The 16,652-nt window shown below is 71.0% G+C and carries 18 protein-coding genes; 7 read left to right on the top strand and 11 right to left on the bottom strand.

Annotated features, from left to right (window positions below; all coding sequences use genetic code 11):
* Positions 1-20: 20 nt before the first annotated feature.
* The 8 genes from ACXDC7_RS15725 to ACXDC7_RS15690 all read right to left on the bottom strand — a co-directional run bounded on the left by ACXDC7_RS15725 (position 21) and on the right by ACXDC7_RS15690 (position 8,031).
* Positions 21-1,181 (bottom strand): glycoside hydrolase family 1 protein, encoded by a 1,161-nt coding sequence (locus ACXDC7_RS15725; protein WP_459222689.1) that lies wholly within the window; start codon positions 1,179-1,181, stop codon positions 21-23.
* A gap of 32 nt (positions 1,182-1,213) precedes the next feature.
* On the bottom strand, positions 1,214-2,089 hold the full coding sequence (locus tag ACXDC7_RS15720) for a carbohydrate ABC transporter permease (RefSeq protein ID WP_179445553.1): 876 nt from the start codon (positions 2,087-2,089) through the stop codon (positions 1,214-1,216).
* Complete coding sequence (locus ACXDC7_RS15715) at positions 2,089-3,066, bottom strand: carbohydrate ABC transporter permease (RefSeq protein WP_179445554.1); 978 nt, start codon at positions 3,064-3,066, stop codon at positions 2,089-2,091. Before ACXDC7_RS15715 ends, ACXDC7_RS15720 begins: the two co-directional genes overlap by 1 nt.
* Before the next feature lie 5 nt (positions 3,067-3,071).
* On the bottom strand, positions 3,072-4,331 hold the full coding sequence (locus tag ACXDC7_RS15710) for an extracellular solute-binding protein (protein WP_179445555.1): 1,260 nt from the start codon (positions 4,329-4,331) through the stop codon (positions 3,072-3,074).
* 90 nt (positions 4,332-4,421) lie between these two features.
* Complete coding sequence (locus ACXDC7_RS15705; RefSeq protein WP_179445556.1) at positions 4,422-5,597, bottom strand: LacI family DNA-binding transcriptional regulator; 1,176 nt, start codon at positions 5,595-5,597, stop codon at positions 4,422-4,424.
* A gap of 84 nt (positions 5,598-5,681) precedes the next feature.
* On the bottom strand, positions 5,682-6,299 hold the full coding sequence (locus ACXDC7_RS15700) for a response regulator (protein WP_459222688.1): 618 nt from the start codon (positions 6,297-6,299) through the stop codon (positions 5,682-5,684).
* An 11-nt stretch (positions 6,300-6,310) separates the two neighbouring features.
* Positions 6,311-7,471 carry a sensor histidine kinase gene (locus ACXDC7_RS15695; RefSeq protein ID WP_459222687.1) on the bottom strand — a complete coding sequence of 387 codons (1,161 nt, stop codon included), beginning with the start codon at positions 7,469-7,471 and terminating at the stop codon, positions 6,311-6,313.
* 65 nt (positions 7,472-7,536) lie between these two features.
* Positions 7,537-8,031, bottom strand: a complete 495-nt coding sequence (locus tag ACXDC7_RS15690; protein ID WP_459222686.1) for a hypothetical protein — start codon at positions 8,029-8,031, stop codon at positions 7,537-7,539.
* 249 nt (positions 8,032-8,280) lie between these two features.
* Here ACXDC7_RS15690 and ACXDC7_RS15685 point away from each other — a divergent pair, with 249 nt between their 5' ends.
* Both ACXDC7_RS15685 and pth read left to right on the top strand, forming a co-directional pair.
* Positions 8,281-8,967: a 50S ribosomal protein L25/general stress protein Ctc gene (locus tag ACXDC7_RS15685; RefSeq protein ID WP_179445560.1), complete on the top strand. Its 687-nt coding sequence runs from the start codon at positions 8,281-8,283 to the stop codon at positions 8,965-8,967.
* Positions 8,964-9,572, top strand: coding sequence for an aminoacyl-tRNA hydrolase (pth, locus tag ACXDC7_RS15680; protein WP_459222685.1), 609 nt, complete (start codon positions 8,964-8,966; stop codon positions 9,570-9,572). Before ACXDC7_RS15685 ends, pth begins: the two co-directional genes overlap by 4 nt.
* Here the strand turns inward: pth and ACXDC7_RS15675 are convergent, their stop codons facing one another.
* Positions 9,573-10,361, bottom strand: a complete 789-nt coding sequence (locus tag ACXDC7_RS15675) for a DNA/RNA non-specific endonuclease (RefSeq protein ID WP_459222684.1) — start codon at positions 10,359-10,361, stop codon at positions 9,573-9,575. It lies immediately after the preceding gene.
* A gap of 33 nt (positions 10,362-10,394) precedes the next feature.
* Here ACXDC7_RS15675 and ACXDC7_RS15670 point away from each other — a divergent pair, with 33 nt between their 5' ends.
* Together ACXDC7_RS15670 and ACXDC7_RS15665 are read left to right on the top strand one after the other, a co-directional pair.
* Complete coding sequence (locus ACXDC7_RS15670; protein WP_459222683.1) at positions 10,395-10,886, top strand: SecDF P1 head subdomain-containing protein; 492 nt, start codon at positions 10,395-10,397, stop codon at positions 10,884-10,886.
* Positions 10,855-11,274: a pilus assembly protein CpaE gene (locus tag ACXDC7_RS15665; RefSeq protein ID WP_343045946.1), complete on the top strand. Its 420-nt coding sequence runs from the start codon at positions 10,855-10,857 to the stop codon at positions 11,272-11,274. The genes ACXDC7_RS15670 and ACXDC7_RS15665 overlap by 32 nt, the downstream gene beginning before the upstream one ends.
* On the opposite strand, the gene ACXDC7_RS15660 is transcribed toward ACXDC7_RS15665, so the two are convergent.
* Positions 11,244-12,254, bottom strand: coding sequence for an amidohydrolase family protein (locus ACXDC7_RS15660; protein WP_459222682.1), 1,011 nt, complete (start codon positions 12,252-12,254; stop codon positions 11,244-11,246). The two genes, ACXDC7_RS15665 and ACXDC7_RS15660, sit on opposite strands and share 31 nt — an antisense overlap.
* Complete coding sequence (locus ACXDC7_RS15655) at positions 12,251-13,591, bottom strand: MFS transporter (RefSeq protein WP_179445565.1); 1,341 nt, start codon at positions 13,589-13,591, stop codon at positions 12,251-12,253. The genes ACXDC7_RS15660 and ACXDC7_RS15655 overlap by 4 nt, the downstream gene beginning before the upstream one ends.
* A gap of 117 nt (positions 13,592-13,708) precedes the next feature.
* On the opposite strand from ACXDC7_RS15655, the gene ACXDC7_RS15650 reads away from it, so the two are divergent.
* The 3 genes from ACXDC7_RS15650 (at position 13,709) to ACXDC7_RS15640 (ending at position 16,622) form a co-directional block, all read left to right on the top strand.
* Positions 13,709-14,275 (top strand): PadR family transcriptional regulator, encoded by a 567-nt coding sequence (locus tag ACXDC7_RS15650; RefSeq protein WP_218843845.1) that lies wholly within the window; start codon positions 13,709-13,711, stop codon positions 14,273-14,275.
* A gap of 80 nt (positions 14,276-14,355) precedes the next feature.
* Complete coding sequence (locus tag ACXDC7_RS15645) at positions 14,356-15,921, top strand: right-handed parallel beta-helix repeat-containing protein (RefSeq protein ID WP_459222681.1); 1,566 nt, start codon at positions 14,356-14,358, stop codon at positions 15,919-15,921.
* Between the two features lie 47 nt (positions 15,922-15,968).
* Positions 15,969-16,622 (top strand): thiaminase II/PqqC family protein, encoded by a 654-nt coding sequence (locus tag ACXDC7_RS15640; protein ID WP_179445567.1) that lies wholly within the window; start codon positions 15,969-15,971, stop codon positions 16,620-16,622.
* Positions 16,623-16,652: the final 30 nt, after the last annotated feature.

Genomic DNA, 16,652 nt, shown 5'->3' with positions numbered 1-16,652 from the left:
CCGCCCGCGGGGGCGGGCGGTCAGCGCACCAGCTCGCCGCTACGGGCGATCCGGGCCAGCCAGTCCAGGCTCGGTTTGGGCAGGCGGTCGAAGGTCTTCGGGTCGATGCCGACCAGCCCGAAGGTCGGCCGGTAGGTGCCCCACTCGTAGTTGTCCAGCAGCGACCAGTGCAGGTAACCGCGGACGTCGATGCCGTCGGCCATCGCGTTCGCGAGACCCGCCAGCGCGTCGAAGGTGTAGTCCTTGCGGCGCTCGTCGTCGGCGGTGGCGATCCCGTTCTCGGTGACGAACAGCGGGGTGTGCCCGCTCAGCTCCCAGGCGTGCCGGATGCAGATCTCCAGGGCCCGCGGGAAGTACTCCCAACCCATCAGCGTGGTCTCCGCGCCCGCGGGTACCGGCAATGGTCCGTCGGCGCCGATGAAGGTGCGCAGGTACGCCTGGACGCCGAGGAAGTCGTCGCCCCGGGAGGCCTCGAGGAACAGATCCTCGCGGGGGTAGCGGTAGGCCGCCATCTCCTCCGCACAGCCGTCGGCCGCGTGGAACGCCTGGCCGGCGACCGACCAGCCGACCGCCGCCGGCAGCGTCGACAGCGCGTCCTTGGCCCGGTGATGGGCGTCGATCAGGTGCTCGGTGACCAGCGGCGACGGCGCCGGCAGGCTGGCGGCCGTCATCTCGTTGCCCTCCTCGCCGCGGGTCATCGACAACATGTTGACCTCGTTGATGTCGCAGATCCACGACACGCCGTCCAGGATCGGCGTCACGGCCTCCACGTAGCGGGCGAACCGCTCCGCGGCCCGCGGCGAGCTCCAGCCGCCGCGCCGGGCGAACCAGCGCGGGTTGGTGAAGTGGTGCAGCGTGACCATCGGGGCCAGGCCGGAGTCGAGGCAGGCGTCGACGATCCGCCGGTAGTGCTGCAGCATCGCGCGGGAGAACCGCCCCTCCTCGGGCTCGATCCGCGCCCACTCCAGGCTGAACCGGTACGCCCCGAAGCCGCGGTCGGCCAGCAGCGCGACGTCCTCGGGCCAGCGGTGCAGGCTGTCCGCGGCGTCCCCGCTCGGCTCGGCGAGCTCGGTGCCGGCCGCGTGCTCGCGGGCCCACCAGTCGGCATTGGTGTTGTTTCCCTCGATCTGGTGCGCGGCGGTCGCCGCGCCCCACAGGAAGCTCTCGGGGAACGTGATCACTGGCGGTTGCTCCGTTCGGTTCGGGGGTTCGGTCACTTCAGGCCGGTCGTCGCGACGCCGCGGATGAAGTAGCGCTGCAGCAGCAGGAAGAGGATCAGCACGGGCGCGATCACCAGCACCGAGCCGGCGAGCAGCAGCCCGTAGTTCGTCGCGTTCTGCCCGGTCGAGTACAGCGACAGGGCGACCGGCAGGGTGTAGTAGGACTCCGACTGTGCCGCGACCAGCGGCCACAGGAAGTTGTTCCACGAGAACAGGAAGGTGATGATCGCCAGCGTCGCCAGGGCGGGGCCACACAGGGGCAGCACGATCCGGGCGAAGATCCGCAACTCACCGGCGCCGTCGATCCGGGCCGCCTCGATCAGCGTGTCCGGGATGGCCTGCATGAACTGGCGCATCAGGAAGACGCCGAGCGGTGCGGTGACGAAGGGCAGCACCAGCCCGAGATAGCTGTTCAGCAGACCGAGGCGGGCCACGACCACGAACAGCGGAACGAAGGTGACGACGGCGGGCACCATCATGGTGATCATCACGATCGTGAACAGCGCCCGCTTGCCGGCGAAGTCGAGCTTGGCCAGGGCGTACCCCACCATCGAGCAGAAGATCAGGTTGCCGACGACCGTGAGCGCCGCGACGATGACGCTGTTGGCGAAGAAGCCGCCGAAGTTCAGCTCGGTCAGCCAGGTGGCGAAGTTGGCCAAGGTGGGTTCGCGCGGGAACAGCGTCGGCGGCCGACGCAGGATCTCGCCCTGGCCCTTGAGGCTGCCGAGCGCCGTCCAGACGAAGGGCAGGACCCACACCACGAGCCCGACGGACAACACGATGATCATCCCGATCCCGAGCCGGCGGCGGGAATCGGAGTTCGTGCCGGGCAGGTCTTCCGTGCCGGGTACGCCGGATTGCTGGGCCATCAGTCCTCCCTCGTGCCGAGCAGCTTGAACTGCAGCAGGCTCAACAAGGCGATGGCGAGGAACAGCACGTAGCTCGCCGCCGATGCCTGGGCGTACTTGCCGAATCCGAACTGCTCGAAGCTGTAGTACGCCACCGAGAAGGTCGCGCCCAGCGGGCCGCCTTGGGTCATCACGTAGGCCTCCTCGAAGAACTGCAGGAAACCGACGGAGATCATCACCGCGCCCAGCAGCATCGCCGGTCGTAGCAGCGGCATGGTGATCATGGACAGCCGCGCCCACGGTCCGGCGCCGTCGACGAGCGCGGCCTCGGTGACCTCCTCGGGGATGGACTGCAGGCCGGCGAGGAAGATCACCATCAGGGTGCCGACATTGCGCCAGACCGCCAACGCGATCAGCGACGGGAGCGCCCAGGTGGTGTCGTTGAGCCAGTTCGGGCCCTGGATGCCGACGAGAGCCAGTGCGCTGTTCAGCAGACCGTCGGGCTGCAGGATGTAGCGCCAGGCGACGGCGACCGCGACGATGCTGGTCACGACGGGGGCGTAGAAGCCGACCCGGAAGAACGCCACCACCCTGCCGCCGCCGCTGTTCAGGGCCAGCGCCAGGGTCAGCGCGATCGCCATGGTCACCGGGATGCCGACCAGCACGAAGGTGCCGGTGACGAACATCGAGCGTAGGAACCGCTCGTCCGTGAACAAGATCGCGTACTGCTCGATCCCGACGAAGTTCACCGCGAACGGGGAGCGGGCGTCGCGGGCGGTGAAGTCGGTGAACGACATCGCGAACGAGCCGATGATCGGCACCAGCATGAAGAAGGCGAAGATCACCGCGAACGGAAGACAGAATGCCCAGGCGACGAGCGTGCGCCGACGGCGCCCCCCGATCCGGGCCGGGGGCCGGCCCCGGCCGGACGGGCCCGGCCGCGGCTGGGCCCGTCCGGTGTCCGGGGCGGTGAGCGCCCCGGTGGCCTGGATTCCCATCAGGGTCAGCCCATGCCGATCGAGTCGGCCTGCGCCTGGAGCTCCTTCAGCGCCGTGGCGGCATCCTGCTCGCCGCGGGCCATCTTCTCCAGCGCGGCATCGCCGGCGGCAGCCACCTGTACCCAGGTCGCCGTTGCCGGCGGCACCTTGGCGCTCTGCAACTGGTCACCGAAGGCCGTCAACTTGTCGTTGCCGCTGAGCTCCGGCAGCTCCCAGGCGGCCTGCGCCGCGGGCAGGTCGCCGGTCAGTTGGTACCACTTCGCCTGGACCTCGGGCTGGCTGAGGTAGGAGATCAACCGCCACGAGGCATCGGGGTTCTCGGCATCGGCGAACACCGACAGGTTGGACCCGCCCGCGAACGAGGTCGACGACTTCCCGGTCGGCACCACCGCGGTGGCGTACTTCGACGTGAAGTCGGCGCCGCCGATCTCCGCGAGCTGGCCGGCCAGCGCCGGTCCCTCGACCAGCATCGGGGTGCGACCGTCCACGAAGGCGGCCTCGCGGGCGCCGGTGGCCGGATCGACGTTGGGGTCGGAGATCTTCTCGGTGAAGAACTCCTGCTGGTAGCCGAAGGCCTCCACCATCTCGGGAGTGTCCAGGGTCCACTTGTCGCCCGCGGTCAGCTCGGCACCGTTGGACCACGGGATCCAGAGCGAGGCCTGGTAGGAGTCGAAGCTGCCCGCCGGCATCGCGAAGCCCCAGTCGGCGCCTGCCTTGGTCTGCAGATCCTTGGCCATCGTCTTCAGTTCCGCCCAGTTCTTGGGCGGGCTGGTCCAGCCTGCCTTCTCGGCCAGGTCGGTGCGGTAGTAGAGCACCCGGGTGTCGGCGTACCACGGCACGCCCACGACGCGGTCGCCGATCTTGTTGCTGGCGACCGAGCTTGGGAAGAAGCCGCTGCTGTCGATATCGGCCGGCACGGTGGCCAGCGCGTCGGCGAAGTCCGGCATCCAGGTGGTGCCGATCATGGCCATGTCGGGCGTCGTCCCGGCCGCGATCGCGGTCTGGAACTTGTTGTGGGCGGCGTCCCACGGGACGGCGGTGATCTCGACCTTGACCCCGGGGTTCTGCGCCTCGAAATCCTTGACGAGCTCGGGGAGGGCCTCGCCCTCGGCGCCCATGGCCCACATGGTCACGGTGCCCTGGACGGGGCCGCTGCCGACGGTCGTCTCCGACTCGGGCTGGTTGGTGGTGTCGGCCCTGCCACATCCGGCGGCGACGAGAGCCACGGTGGCAAGTACCACCGCGATGGCACGCGCGTTCTGCATCTGTTCCTCCTCGAACGACAGAAATCAAAGCGCTTAGATTTCGCCACAATAGGGCTCACGCCCGCTTCGTGCAAGGTCGTCGGCAGGTGGTCAGGCGCAGCCGCAACTGGCCCGGATCTCCAGCCGGGTGCCGAGCCGATAGCGGCGCGGCCCCTTCGAGGGCGCCGCGTACTCATCAGCCAGGATCCGCGCCGCGATCCGGCCCATCGACTCCATCGGCTGACGCACGGTGGTCAGCGTCGGCGTGCTCAGCCGCCCGGCCAGCACGCCGTCGAAGCCGGTCACCGCGACGTCGGTGGGGACATCCAGGCCGGCACCGCGCAACACCTCCATGGTCACCAGGGCGAGCTGATCATTGGTGCAGACCAGGGCGCGCGGCAGCCGGCGTTGTGCCGCCAGCTCGGCCACCCGGGCGAGCGAATCGCGCTCGGCGAGGGTGGAGGAATCGATTGGCGCCTCCGGCGGGGTGAGCCCCCGCTCGGCCATAGCCAGCCCCATCCCGCGGAACCGTTCGGCGGCATCGCTCGGCTCGATCGAGCCGACGAAACCAAGATCACGAATGCCATGATCATCGATCAGGTGGGCGATCAACGTCTGCATCCCGCCCATGTTGTCGACCAGCACCCGGTGATGATCATCTTCGGATGGTGCGGCGCTGAGCAGCACCACCGGCATGGTGCGCGAGATCGTTCGCAGCGTCTCCGGCGCGTCCCGGGTCGGGAAGACCGCGAGCCCGTCGACGCGGCCGGCGGTGTCGGCGACGGCGGTCGCCGAGCTCGACCCGCGCGACAACAACACCTCGCGGCCGAGCCGGCGACTCTCCAGCTCGAACCCGCGCTGCACTTCGTCGACGTAGAGCGGGTACGCCCGCGGGTCCGGCCACGCGGCCTCGCCCAGGGCATCGAAGGAGATGGGCCCGTCGGCGGCGAGCGCGTCGAGGTCGAGCTCGGGTACCGGATCGTCGAACTCGCCGGCGAGCGCCTGGGCGTGATCGAGGATCAGGTCGAAGGAGTGCAACCCGAACACCCCGGTCCGCCCGGCGGCCAGCCCGCGGGCTGCGCCGCTCGGGGCGTACCCCAGGGCGCGGGCCGCCGCGAGCACGCGCTCGCGGGTGCTCGGCTTGACCGAGTCGGGCCGACGGAAGGCGAACGACACGGTCGCGATCGAGACCTCGGCCGCGCGCGCCACGTCGTAGACGGTCGCGCGCCGCACGGCACCGGGCTCGCCCGACCCCTCTCGCGGCCGCTCGGTCGTCTCGCCTGCCATCGCCGTCCTCCTGCCCCGCGTTCCCGGCGCCTCGCGCGAGCCGCGCGCGAGCCTGCTGCACGCTAACCCATCCGGGCGCCCGGCTCAGCCCGCCGCGGTGAGCCGGGCGATCGCCTGTCGGCGATCGGCCACGCCGAGCTTGGCGAAGATCGCGTTGACGTGGGACTTCACCGTGGAGACGCCCAGCACGAGCTCGGCGGCGATCTCGGGATTGGTCCGGCCGCGACCCATCAGCTCGGCCACCTCGGCCTCCCGTGCGGTCAGGGCGGGGAAGCGGTCCCGGACCGACCGCGGCTGCGCATCGGGCAGCCCGGCCACCACCCGTCCGGCGATCCGGGCGTCCAGCGGCGTCTCTCCGGCGACGGCCGCTCGTGCCGAGGCCACCACCTCCGCGCCCGAGGCGTCCTTGGTCAGGTAGCCGCTCGCGCCGGCCTCGAGCGCGTGCTCGATCGACGCGTCGTCGCCGAAGGTGGTGAGCACGAGCACCCGGGTCCCGGGCAGTTCCGCCACCACCTGCCGGGTCGCCGCGACGCCGTCGCAGACCGGCATCCGCAGGTCCATCAGGATCAGGTCGGGCTCGGTCTCGTGCGCCACGAGTACCGCCTCGGCGCCGTCGGCGGCCTGCCCGACCACCTCGATGCCCTCGGCCAGCGACAGCACCGTGACGATGCCCTCGCGGACCAGCGCCTGATCGTCTGCCACCACGACGCGCATCACGCCTCCGCCGGTAGGAAACACGTCACGCTGAACTCGTCGTCGGGGGTACGCCCGGCGCGCACCTCGCCGCCGAGCCCGCGGCAGCGCTCGCGCATCGCCGCCAGGCCGTGCCCGAGCCCGCCGGCATAGGCCGAGCCGGTCGCGAGCGGGTTGGTCGCCGAGACGGTCAGCCCGGCCTCGGTCCACGAGACCTCGAGGTCGACCGGCCGGCCGGGCGCGTGCTTGCGGGCGTTGGTCAACAGCTCCTGGACGATGCGGCGAGCGGCGAGTTCGCGCGCCGGGTCGAGCCGGTGCGGCGTACCGGTCCGTTCCAGCTCGACCGCCGCGCCCGATTCCCGGTGCACCCGGACCAGCTCGGTCAGCGAGGCGTCGAAGCCCGCCGGCTCGCGCAGGGCGGCGACCGCGCGCCGGGACTCGGCCAGCCCCTCGGCGGCGAGCTGCCGCGCGCTCGCGACCGCCTCCTTGGCCCGGTGCGGGTGGCCGGCGCCGAGCAGCGCCTCCGCGCCGTTCAACTGGGCCGTCAGCGCGCCCAGGGTGTGGGCGAGCACGTCGTGCAGGTCGCCGGCCAGCCGGGCGCGCTCGGCGAGCGCGGCGTTCTCGGCGCGTTCCCGCTCGGTCTCGAGCTGCTGCACCAGGAGCACCCGCTCGCGCTCGGCGCTGTGCCGGGCGTTGCGACGCAGCAACGCGAGCGACAGCGTCACGGTGCAGGCGAGGATGCCGACCGGCACCAGCCCCGGCTGGCCGCCGAGCAGCGCGCCCGCACTCAGGCCGCCCGTTCCCGCCACCGCCACAAACGCCACCTCGGGCCAGCCGCGGTCGGAGCGGACGCCGCGCACGATCGCCGCGATGATCGGGGCCCAGCCGAGCCCCTGGGTGGACATCGTGGACAGGCCCGCCAACGCGGCTCCGGCCACCAGCGCGGCGGTGCCGGCGCGGCGGGTCCCGGGTGTGTCGGGCGCCAGCGCGAGCAGCGACTCGCCGATCAGGCAGGCCACGCCGGCCCAGAGCAGCCACAGCCCGACCGACGAGACGTCGACGACGGCGAGCCCGGTCAGCGCGATCGCGGCGCCGGCCACGAGCGCGATGCCCACCCGCGCGAGACCGGGCCGCAGGCCCGGCGCGGCGTCGCCGGGCGCGGGCGGGTGCGGAGTGGTCACGGAGCCATCATCGCGCCGACCGGCGGTGAGCGGGTCGCCGGACATTCCTCGGGCGTGGACACTCCTCAGGCGTACTGGGGCGTGAGCGACATCGCACTTGCGCGCCGGCTGACCACCGCGGCGGCGGTGAGCCGATTCAGGCCGACCATCAGCAGGATCAGGCCGGTGAGCTGGCCCAGCGCGGGGCCGCCGAAGTGCTGGCCGATCAGTGCCTCGCCGATCCGCGCGGCGATCAGCGCCACCCACAGCGCTACGCCGAGCGCACCGCCGCGGTACTCGATGCCCGCCGGGCCGCGGCGCAGTTGGGTCAGGTAGCCCATCGCCACACCGATCCCCAAGCCGGTGAGCAACTCGAGGCAGACCACGATCCAGCCCTGCGCCGGCAGGCCCGCCAGCGACGCGATGTCCTGGCTGGACAGCGCACCGCCGATCACCAGCAGGATCAGCGGCAACCGGAACGCCCGGCCGCCGGTCGACTGCCAGGTCAGTTGCCGCAGGACGACGCGACCGATCACCAGGACCAGGATCGCGATGTTGATCAGCGGGAGGACGTACTCCATCAGATGCTCCTCGGTTCTTGGGGTGTGCGTCCAGCCTGCGGCCGGAGGGCCGCGCGCTGAACCGCCCGCGGGTGGAGGTTCGGGTGGAGATCGCCCCGCGCTCGATTCGCCCGTGCTCGATTCGCCCGTGCTCGCCCGGCCGGGTATCATCGCGCCGTTGCCATGGCGAGGGAGCAGCGCTCCGTGATCGACAGGGCCCGGCCGACCGGCCGGACGCTCCTCGCCGCACGTCGAAGCCGAGGAGTACAGATGTCCGAGATCGTCCTGAAGGCCACCCGCCGCGAGGAGTTCGGCAAGGGAGCCGCCCGCCGGATCCGCCGCGCCGACCTGGTGCCCGCCGTCGTCTACGGCCACGGCATGGACCCGCTGCACATCACCCTGCCGGGCCACGAGACCCTGCTGGCGTTGCGCAATTCCAATGCCCTGATGAGCATCGACCTGGCCGGTGAGAAGTCCCAGCTCGTGCTGCCGAAGCAGGTCCAGCGCGACCCGATCAAGGGCACCATCGAGCATGTCGACCTGATCGTGGTACGCCGCGGCGAGAAGGTCACTGTCGAGGTCTCGGTCACCCTGACCGGCGAGGCCGCCCCGGACACGCTGGTCGTGCTGGACAACCAGACCCTGACGCTGGAGGCCGAGGCCACCAACATCCCCGAGCACGTCGAGGTCTCCGTCGAGGGGCTCGAGGCCGGGACGCAGGTCACCGCGGCCGACCTGGTGCTGCCGGAGGGCTCGACCTATGTCGGCGGCGAGCCCGACACCTTGATCGTCAACATCACCAACGCCCCGACCCAGGAGCAGCTCGACGCCGAGCTGGCCGAGGCCGAGGCGGAGGCCGGCATCGAGCCGACCGTCGACGAGGATGCCGAGGGCGACGAGGCCGAGGGCGGCGAGGAGACCGAGGACGGCGAGTCCGAGGGCGACTCGGAGGAGTGAGCGACTCCGCCCCGTGGCTGGTGGTCGGGCTCGGAAATCCGGGCCCGGCCTATGCCGGCCATCGGCACAATGTCGGCTTCCTGGTGGCCGACGAGCTCGCGTCCCGCGCGGGGGTACGCTTCGGCGCCCCGCGCGGGATGCGTTCGGATGTGGCCGAGACGCGGCTCACGGCCTCGGGCATCGGCGGCGTCGGGGCGGATGCGGCGAAGGTGATCTTGGTCAAGCCGCGCACCTTCATGAACGACTCGGGGGCGGCGGTCCGCAAGCTCGCGGCCTTCCACAAGGTGCCGCCGGATCACGTGATCGCGATCCACGACGAGCTGGACCTGGAACCGGGGCAGCTACGGCTCAAGGTCGGCGGCGGCGACAACGGCCACAACGGGCTGCGGTCGCTGCGGTCCCATCTCGGCACCGGCGACTTCGCCCGGGTGCGGTTCGGGATCGGGCGCCCGCCCGGCCGGATGAGCGTGCACGACTGGGTGCTGTCGGACTTTCCGGCCCGGGATCGCACCGACCTCGCGCTCGAGGTCGACCGAGCCGCCGATGCGGTCGAGATCCTGATCAACGAGGGTCTGGCGCAGGCGCAGAATCGCTACAACTCCTGATCACCAGTCGATCTCTGCCGTGCTGGACAGCGGACGCGGCGGCTGCGGCCGCGCGGTCGGCGCCGCGCCCAGCACGTCGGGGAAGATCAACTCGGTACGCTCGGCGATCACCCCGATCTCGACCTGCCAGGCGGCGAACTCGTCCAGCTTGAGCACCGGTTCGACCTGCTGGGCGAACAGGAAGGCGCGCGCCCGCAGCGTACCGTCGACGGCGTAGCAGATGATCTTCCAGTGCTCGACCGGCACGGCCACCCCGCGGTGCATCGGGTCGGCGTCGGCCAGCACCGGCCCGCCGAACACGGAGATCGCGAGGCGATCGACCTCGACCTGGGACAACAACGCATTCTCCAACCGCCCCCACACCCCGTCGCGGCTGGCCTGGTTGAAGTCATCCATCTGCGGGGTGATGTTGGTGAAGTAGAACGAATCCGCATTCGCCGCCCGAGCCTCCTCCGGATCGCCCCAACACAGGTCGGCCCGCCGGGCGATGTGGCCGCGGTCCAGCCGATTGTCGCGGTAGGCCTCGTCGCCGGTCTGCACCGACCGGTCCAACCGCTCGTCGTAGCGGAACCGCAGGCCCGAGCGGTCCAGCTCGCGCAGCCGCGCGCCGTCGACATTCCAGGCGACCCACCGGGCCAGCCGCCGCGAGCGGCTCTGAGCCAGCGAGAAGTGGGTGTAGTCGATCACCGGGGAGCCGTCGAGATCGACCAGGTCGCCGGCGATCCGCGGACCGGGGTTCGGAGGTGGGATTGGTGTGTCGAGGAAGCGCGGCGCATAACCGGGGGGCACGAGACCAGTGTGACGCACCGCTACGGTGGATCCATGAGGGCTCGTCCCATGGTGACGCTCGGCGTGATCGCGCTGCTGGCCCTGACCGGCTGTGCCGAGGTGACGAACTTCGTCACCGGGCGCCAGCCCGCGATCATCGAGTTCCGGCCGGCCCGGCCCGCGCCGCCGGGGACCGCGTGCCCCGAGCAGTCGCCGGTGCCCGCCGAGCCCGGTGCCGTGGTCTGTGCCGACGGGCAGGCGTACCTGCTGGACGCGATCGCCGGCACCGGACGAGCCGAGCGCGCCGAGGCCACGCCCGGTGCGACCTGCAGCATCCGGGTCGACCTGGACGGGCCGGGCACCGAGGCGCTGCGCGAGGTGACCCGTCGGCTCGCGGGCGGCGAGCAACTGCTGGCCCTGCTGGCCGAGGGCGAGCTGCTGACGGCGGTTCGGGTCGCAGAACCGATCGGCGGCGGTGAGCTGCAGATCTCCGGCGGTCAGAGCGAGTCGGAGTGTGATCGCCTCGCCGAACGCCTGCACGGGTGACCGCGCGATGATCACCGAGGCCACGGCGAAGGCGCTGAGCGAGGCGGGGCTGCTGTGGCAGCCCGCCGCCGGCGACCGGTTCGCGATCCGCTCCGCCGAGCTGACCGGCGACGTCTTCTGGATCAGCGAGCTGACCATCGAGCTGCACAGCTATCACGACCAGTCGGTGCTCGGGTTCAACGGCACGACGGAGTGGGCGCTCGACTCGATTCCCCTGGACCGTGCGGTGTGGCTGCCCCGGGAGGATCAGTTGCGTGAGTTGCTCGGTGAGCGGCTGGTCTCGCTGCGCCGGGTGGCGGGAGAGTGGGAGGTGGCGACCAGCCACGGCCGCTACCGCCACGCCGACGCCGAGGAGGCCTACGCCCGGGCGCTGCTCGCCGCGCTCTGACGATCACCGAGCCGGAGCACGCGCCGGGCATTCTCCGAGGCGATCTTGCGCAGGTCCGGTTCGTTCAGCTCCAGCGCGTCGAACCACGCCGCCGCCTCCAGCATGTCCTCGAACGGATAGTCGGCCGAGAACAGGATCCGGTCGGCCCCCATCTCCGCGATCACGTTGAGCAGGGCCGGCGTGCGGAAGTTGCCGCTGGTGGTCACCACCACGTTGTTGCGCAGGTAGTCGCCGAAGGGGCGCTGTGCCGCAATCCCGCGCGGCGCGACCTTCAGCCGATGATCGGTACGCCAGATGTTGAACGGCAACAACTCACCCAGGTGCCCGAGGATCACCTGCAGGCCGGGATGCCGGTCGAACAGCCCGCTGCCCATCAGCCGGAGCATGTGGGTCGCGGTCTCCACCGAGAACGCCCAGGCCGAGCCGTACAGCCAGGGGTGTCCGCCGTACTGCGGACTGGTGCTCGGCAGCGGGTCGCGCGGGTGCAGGTAGACGGGGACGTCGAGCTCGGCGACGGTGGCCCAGAAGTCGGCATAGCGCGGATCGTCGAGATAGACGATGGTGTCGGCATCGCCGACCTGGGAGAAGCCGTTGACCAGCGCGCCGACCATGCCGAGCTCGGTGACGGCGCGCCGCAGCTCGGTGGTGGCCGCGTCCGGGTCCTGCAGGGCAAGGGCGGCGAAGGAGGCGAACCGGTCCGGGCGCTGGGCGACCTGCTCGGCGGCGTGGTCGTTCAGCCGGTACGCCCAGTCGGTGGCCTGTGCCGGATCATGCAGCGACTGGATTCCGGGTGAGAGCAGCGACAGCACGGCGATCTCGATCCCGGCCTCGTCCATCAGCGCGAGCCGCCGGTCCGTGGTGTCCAGCAGCATGTCTCGGTGCCGGGGCCAGGCCTGCGGGGTGAAGTGCTCCTCGGACTGGGCGACGATGTTCGGCTCGGTGGCGCCGAAGTGCTCCTCGAGGGCGATTTTGTTGATCATGGGCGGGGTCCTTCCGTGGTCGCGAGTGGGGTGTCGTCGGTCGGGGTCGGCGCGGCGCGGCGCGGGCGGGTCGCGTACAGGGCGAGGGTGGCGAGCAAACCGGTCGCGGATGCCACGGCGAACAGGTAGAAGCTCCACTGCGGGCCGAGTCCGGTGTCGAGCAGCAGCCCGCCGAGGATGGGCCCGCAGATCGCACCGAGGCGCCCGATGCCCAGTGCCCAGCCCACGCCCGTCGCCCGGGCGTGCGGGGGATAGAAGCGGGTGACGTAGGGATTGATCAGGTTCTGGACGCCGATGGTGCCGAACCCGCCCAGGGCACACAGCAGGTAGAGAATGATCATCTCGGGCCCGGCGGAGAGCGCCATGGCGGCGATGGCACCGGCGGCGAATCCGACGGCGATCACGGGGCGCGAGCCGCGGCGGTCGGCGGCAACACCGCCGAGCACCGAGCCGATGATCGATCCGAGATTGAAGGTGAGCAGCAGGCTGAGCGCCGAGCCGAGCGCGAAACCCTGCCGGCGCATGATGTCCGGCAGCCAGGTGCTGAACCCGTAGATGGTCAGCAGCGCGCAGAAGCTCATCGCCCAGAACAGCAGGGTCGGGGCCAGGTAGCCGCGGCTGAACAGGGTGCCCACGGCTCCCCGACGCTCGGCGCTCGGCGTGGGCTCGGGGACCTCCATCCCGAGCCGGGCGGCGAGCCGGGCCGCGGCTTCGCGGCGGTCGTGACTGACCAGGAAGTCCAGCGACTCGGGCAGTTTGGCCAGGGCGAGCGGGAGGAAGATCAGGATCGGCAGGCCGCCGATCAGGTACATGGCGCGCCAGCCCAGCGTGGGAACGATCGCGATGGCGAGCCCGGCGGCCAGCATCCCGCCCACGGCGTACCCGGACTGCATGGTCACGTAGGTGACATTGCGGTGCTGGGCCGGGGCGTACTCCGTGACGAGCGCGCTGGCGATCGGCATCACCCCGCCCAGCCCGAGACCCGCAATGAACCGCAGCGCGCCGAAGGCCTCCGGCCCGGTCGCCAGCGCGCAGAGCGGCATGGCGACGGAGAACAGGACGACGCAGGCGATCATGGTGCGCCGGCGCCCCCACAGGTCGGTGAGCGTACCGACGGCCAGCGCGCCGATCAGCATGCCGACCAGGGAAAGACTGCCGATCAGTCCCGCGAGGCCGGCGCTGATGCCCCATTCCTCCCGCAGGGCACCGACGGTGGTGCCGTAGACGACGAGGTCGTAGCCGTCGAAGACGATGGCGAATGCGCAGAGTGCGACCGTCAGCCAGCGCAGCGGATGGACCCGCTCGCGCGACTGATCCGTTGGTGTCGGAACCGTCATTGGTCCCTCCTCCCGTGAGGTTGCCTTCACGGTATTTCGGCAGCAACATGTATGTCCATACATGTTTGAGACGCATCCCGGCGGAACTGATATGCGGCTGCGGATATCCTGCGGCGCATGTCCCTACCGCACGCGCTCCTCGGGGTGCTGTCGGCACGACCGATGAACGGGTACGAGCTGACCAAGTTCTTCGACGCGTCGACCGGCTATGTCTGGTCCGCGCCGCAGAGCCAGATCTATCCGACGCTGCGCCGGATGGCGGACGACGGTTGGATCGCCGGCACCCGGCAGAGCCGGGCGACCGCGCTGCGCAGCACGGTGTACTCGATCACCGAGGCAGGACAGGCCGAGCTGCTGGAGTGGGCGGGCCACTACCACCCGCCCGGCCCGGCGCGCGACGCGTTCTTCCTGCAGGCGCTCTACCTCGACATGGTCCCGACCCGCCGGGCGCGGGAGGTGTTGCGCCGGTTCATCCAGCACCACGAGCGAGCGATTGCGGAGTGGGAATCCCAGCGCGACGCGCTGGTTGCCCGCGAGACGCCGCTGCTGGTGGAGCGGTTGAGGGCCCGGCCGCCCCGGCAGCACGCCCGGATCGCTCGGCTGAAGGCCTCCGTCTTCCAGGGGGAGATCGACCGGTCGGAGGCGCTGATCGCCTGGGCCCGCGCGCAACTCGACCTACTGTGATCGTGCCGGCCTGCTGACAACGCGTGAGCCAGGTCCTACGCTGCAGAGATATGACCTTTATTGCGTCGAGGGCGCGCATCATGGCCGCAGGGATCACCCTCGGCCTGGCAGTGATCGGATCCCTGGCGATCGGCGGGCCCGCGCACGCCGAGAACGGGGGCGTCACCCACCGGGTGGCCTGCGGCACCGACGCCCCGGACACGCTGGGATCGCTGGACGAGGTGAACGCGCTGCGGCTGGCGCCCGGCGACGCGGTGCTCTTCCAGCGGGGCACCACCTGCACCGGGACGCTCGCGCCCCGTGGCTCGGGCACCGCCGAGCAGCGGATCAGGATCGGCGCCTACGGCGAGGGGGCGCGGCCGGTGATCGACGGCGCCGGCGCGACCGACACGGTGCTCCTGCGCAACGTCTCCGGGTACGAACTGAGCGGCCTGGAGATCACCAACTCCGCCGATCCCGGCAGCAAGCGCCGCGGCGTGTTCGTGCTCGGCGAGGACGCCGGGGTGCTGGCCGACCTCACCATCCGCGATCTCTATGTGCACGATGTCTGGGGTGACGACACCAAGGACACCGATGGCAGCGGCGGGATCATCGTCGCGGCGGCAGGCCGCAGCACCCCCACCAGCTTCCGCAACGTGGTGGTGGCCGACAACATCGTCCGCGACGTCGACCGCAGCGGCATCGTGGTGGGCACATCGCTGTGGGGCGATCGACCCGAGTCCGGCAAGCCGGACGTCGGGTTGCCCTGGACGCCCAGCAGCGACGTCCTGATCAAGGGCAATGACGTCGCCAACACCGGCGGGGACGGGATCTTGATCTCCACCACCAAGCGCGGGCGGGTCGAGGACAACCGGGTCGACGGCTTCCAGGAACGCTCGGCGGGCTACAACGCGGGCATCTGGCCGTGGAACTCCGAGGACATCGTCTTCACCGGCAACGAGGCCTCCGGCGGCAGGACAACCCGGGACGGGATGGCATTCGACATCGATCAGGGCACCAACAACGTGACCTTCGAGTACAACTACAGCCACGACAACGAGGGCGGCTTCTTCCTGCTCTGCAATGCGGCCGGCTCGATCCGCAATGCGGTGGTGCGCTACAACGTCAGCGTCAACGACTCCCATCGCGGCATCGAGACCTGCAGTGGGACGATCGACAGCGCGCAGATCTACAACAACACGATCTACATCGGCGACGGCGTCTCCCAGACCGTGATCAACGAGAACAACGCGAACACCCGCAACGTGCGCTTCGCCAACAACCTGGTGCTCAAGGAGGGATCGGGCACCGCGAACTTCCGGCTCGCCAGTCCCGCGGGCTACCGGCTCGACCACAATCTGATCCGCAATGTCGGCAATCTGCCACCCAACCCCGGCGGCAGCACCGCCGACCCGATGCTTGTCGCGCCGGGCTCCGGCGGCTCGTCGATCGATGACCTCGACGGCTACCGGCTGCGTACCGGATCACCGGCCTACCGCGCCGGGGCCGTGCTGGACGACAACGGCGGGCGGGACTTCTTCGGTGCCCGGCTGCGCGGCGATGTACCGCCCAGCATCGGCGCCGACGACGCCGGCAACTGCACCGCGCCGAGCAGCCCGGGGCGGCCATTCCCGTGCCGGGGCACCGGCGTGGTGGGCCGCGGCTGAGCCGCCCCGCCGGCGCGCCGCGGCGCGGCCCCGCTACGTTGTCGCGCGTGAGCTTCGCCGAGGCCTGCCGGGCCGGTTCCGCACGCGACTGGGACGCCGCCGTCAACCATCCGTTCGTCGACCAGTTGCTCGACGGCACCCTGCCCGATGACCGGCTGCGCCACTATCTGGTGCAGGACTACCAGTTCTGCGACGCGTTCGTGATCTTGCTCGGCGCGGCCGTCGCGACCGCGCCGGGGCTGGGGGAGCGGTTGCGGTTCGCGCGCGTCCTCGGCGCATTCGCCGCCGACGAGGACGACTACTTCACCCGCAGCTTCGACGAGCTCGGCGTACCCCCCGGCGAGCGCGCGGCACCGGAACTGGCCCGGCCGACCCGCGAGTTCGACGCACTGATGCGCGAGGCCGCCGGCTCGCGGTCCTATCCGGTGGTGTTGGCGGTGCTGCTGGTCGCCGAATGGCTCTACGGTGACTGGGCCGCGCGCGGTCGCGACCGCGATCTCGCCGCGCTCGCCCCGCGGCATCGCGACTGGATCCGGCTGCACGACAACCCCGACTACAACGCCTGGGTCGACTGGCTGCGCGCGGAGTTCGACAACGCCACGGCCGCCGCCGATGCCGAGCCCGCTGCGCAAGCCTTCGCCCGCGCGGTGCGCCTGGAACGTGCCTTCTTCGACGACGCGCTGATCGCACGAACTGCTTGACCCCGCCCGGGCGAACCGCGAGACTCGGCC

Source organism: Naumannella huperziae (assembly GCF_054073625.1).
This window is presented reverse-complemented; position numbering and strand designations above follow the sequence as displayed.

What these genes read in the sequence shown, in the direction of transcription:
- ACXDC7_RS15655 (WP_179445565.1), bottom strand. Translation starts at nt 13,591, where the DNA reads ATGACGGTTCCGACACCAACGGATCAGTCGCGCGAGCGGGTCCATCCG.
- ACXDC7_RS15670 (WP_459222683.1), top strand. Translation starts at nt 10,395, where the DNA reads ATGAGGGCTCGTCCCATGGTGACGCTCGGCGTGATCGCGCTGCTGGCC.
- ACXDC7_RS15660 (WP_459222682.1), bottom strand. Translation starts at nt 12,254, where the DNA reads ATGATCAACAAAATCGCCCTCGAGGAGCACTTCGGCGCCACCGAGCCG.
- ACXDC7_RS15685 (WP_179445560.1), top strand. Translation starts at nt 8,281, where the DNA reads ATGTCCGAGATCGTCCTGAAGGCCACCCGCCGCGAGGAGTTCGGCAAG.
- ACXDC7_RS15645 (WP_459222681.1), top strand. Translation starts at nt 14,356, where the DNA reads ATGGCCGCAGGGATCACCCTCGGCCTGGCAGTGATCGGATCCCTGGCG.
- ACXDC7_RS15690 (WP_459222686.1), bottom strand. Translation starts at nt 8,031, where the DNA reads ATGGAGTACGTCCTCCCGCTGATCAACATCGCGATCCTGGTCCTGGTG.
- ACXDC7_RS15715 (WP_179445554.1), bottom strand. Translation starts at nt 3,066, where the DNA reads ATGGGAATCCAGGCCACCGGGGCGCTCACCGCCCCGGACACCGGACGG.
- ACXDC7_RS15710 (WP_179445555.1), bottom strand. Translation starts at nt 4,331, where the DNA reads ATGCAGAACGCGCGTGCCATCGCGGTGGTACTTGCCACCGTGGCTCTC.
- ACXDC7_RS15650 (WP_218843845.1), top strand. Translation starts at nt 13,709, where the DNA reads ATGTCCCTACCGCACGCGCTCCTCGGGGTGCTGTCGGCACGACCGATG.
- ACXDC7_RS15720 (WP_179445553.1), bottom strand. Translation starts at nt 2,089, where the DNA reads ATGGCCCAGCAATCCGGCGTACCCGGCACGGAAGACCTGCCCGGCACG.
- ACXDC7_RS15705 (WP_179445556.1), bottom strand. Translation starts at nt 5,597, where the DNA reads ATGGCAGGCGAGACGACCGAGCGGCCGCGAGAGGGGTCGGGCGAGCCC.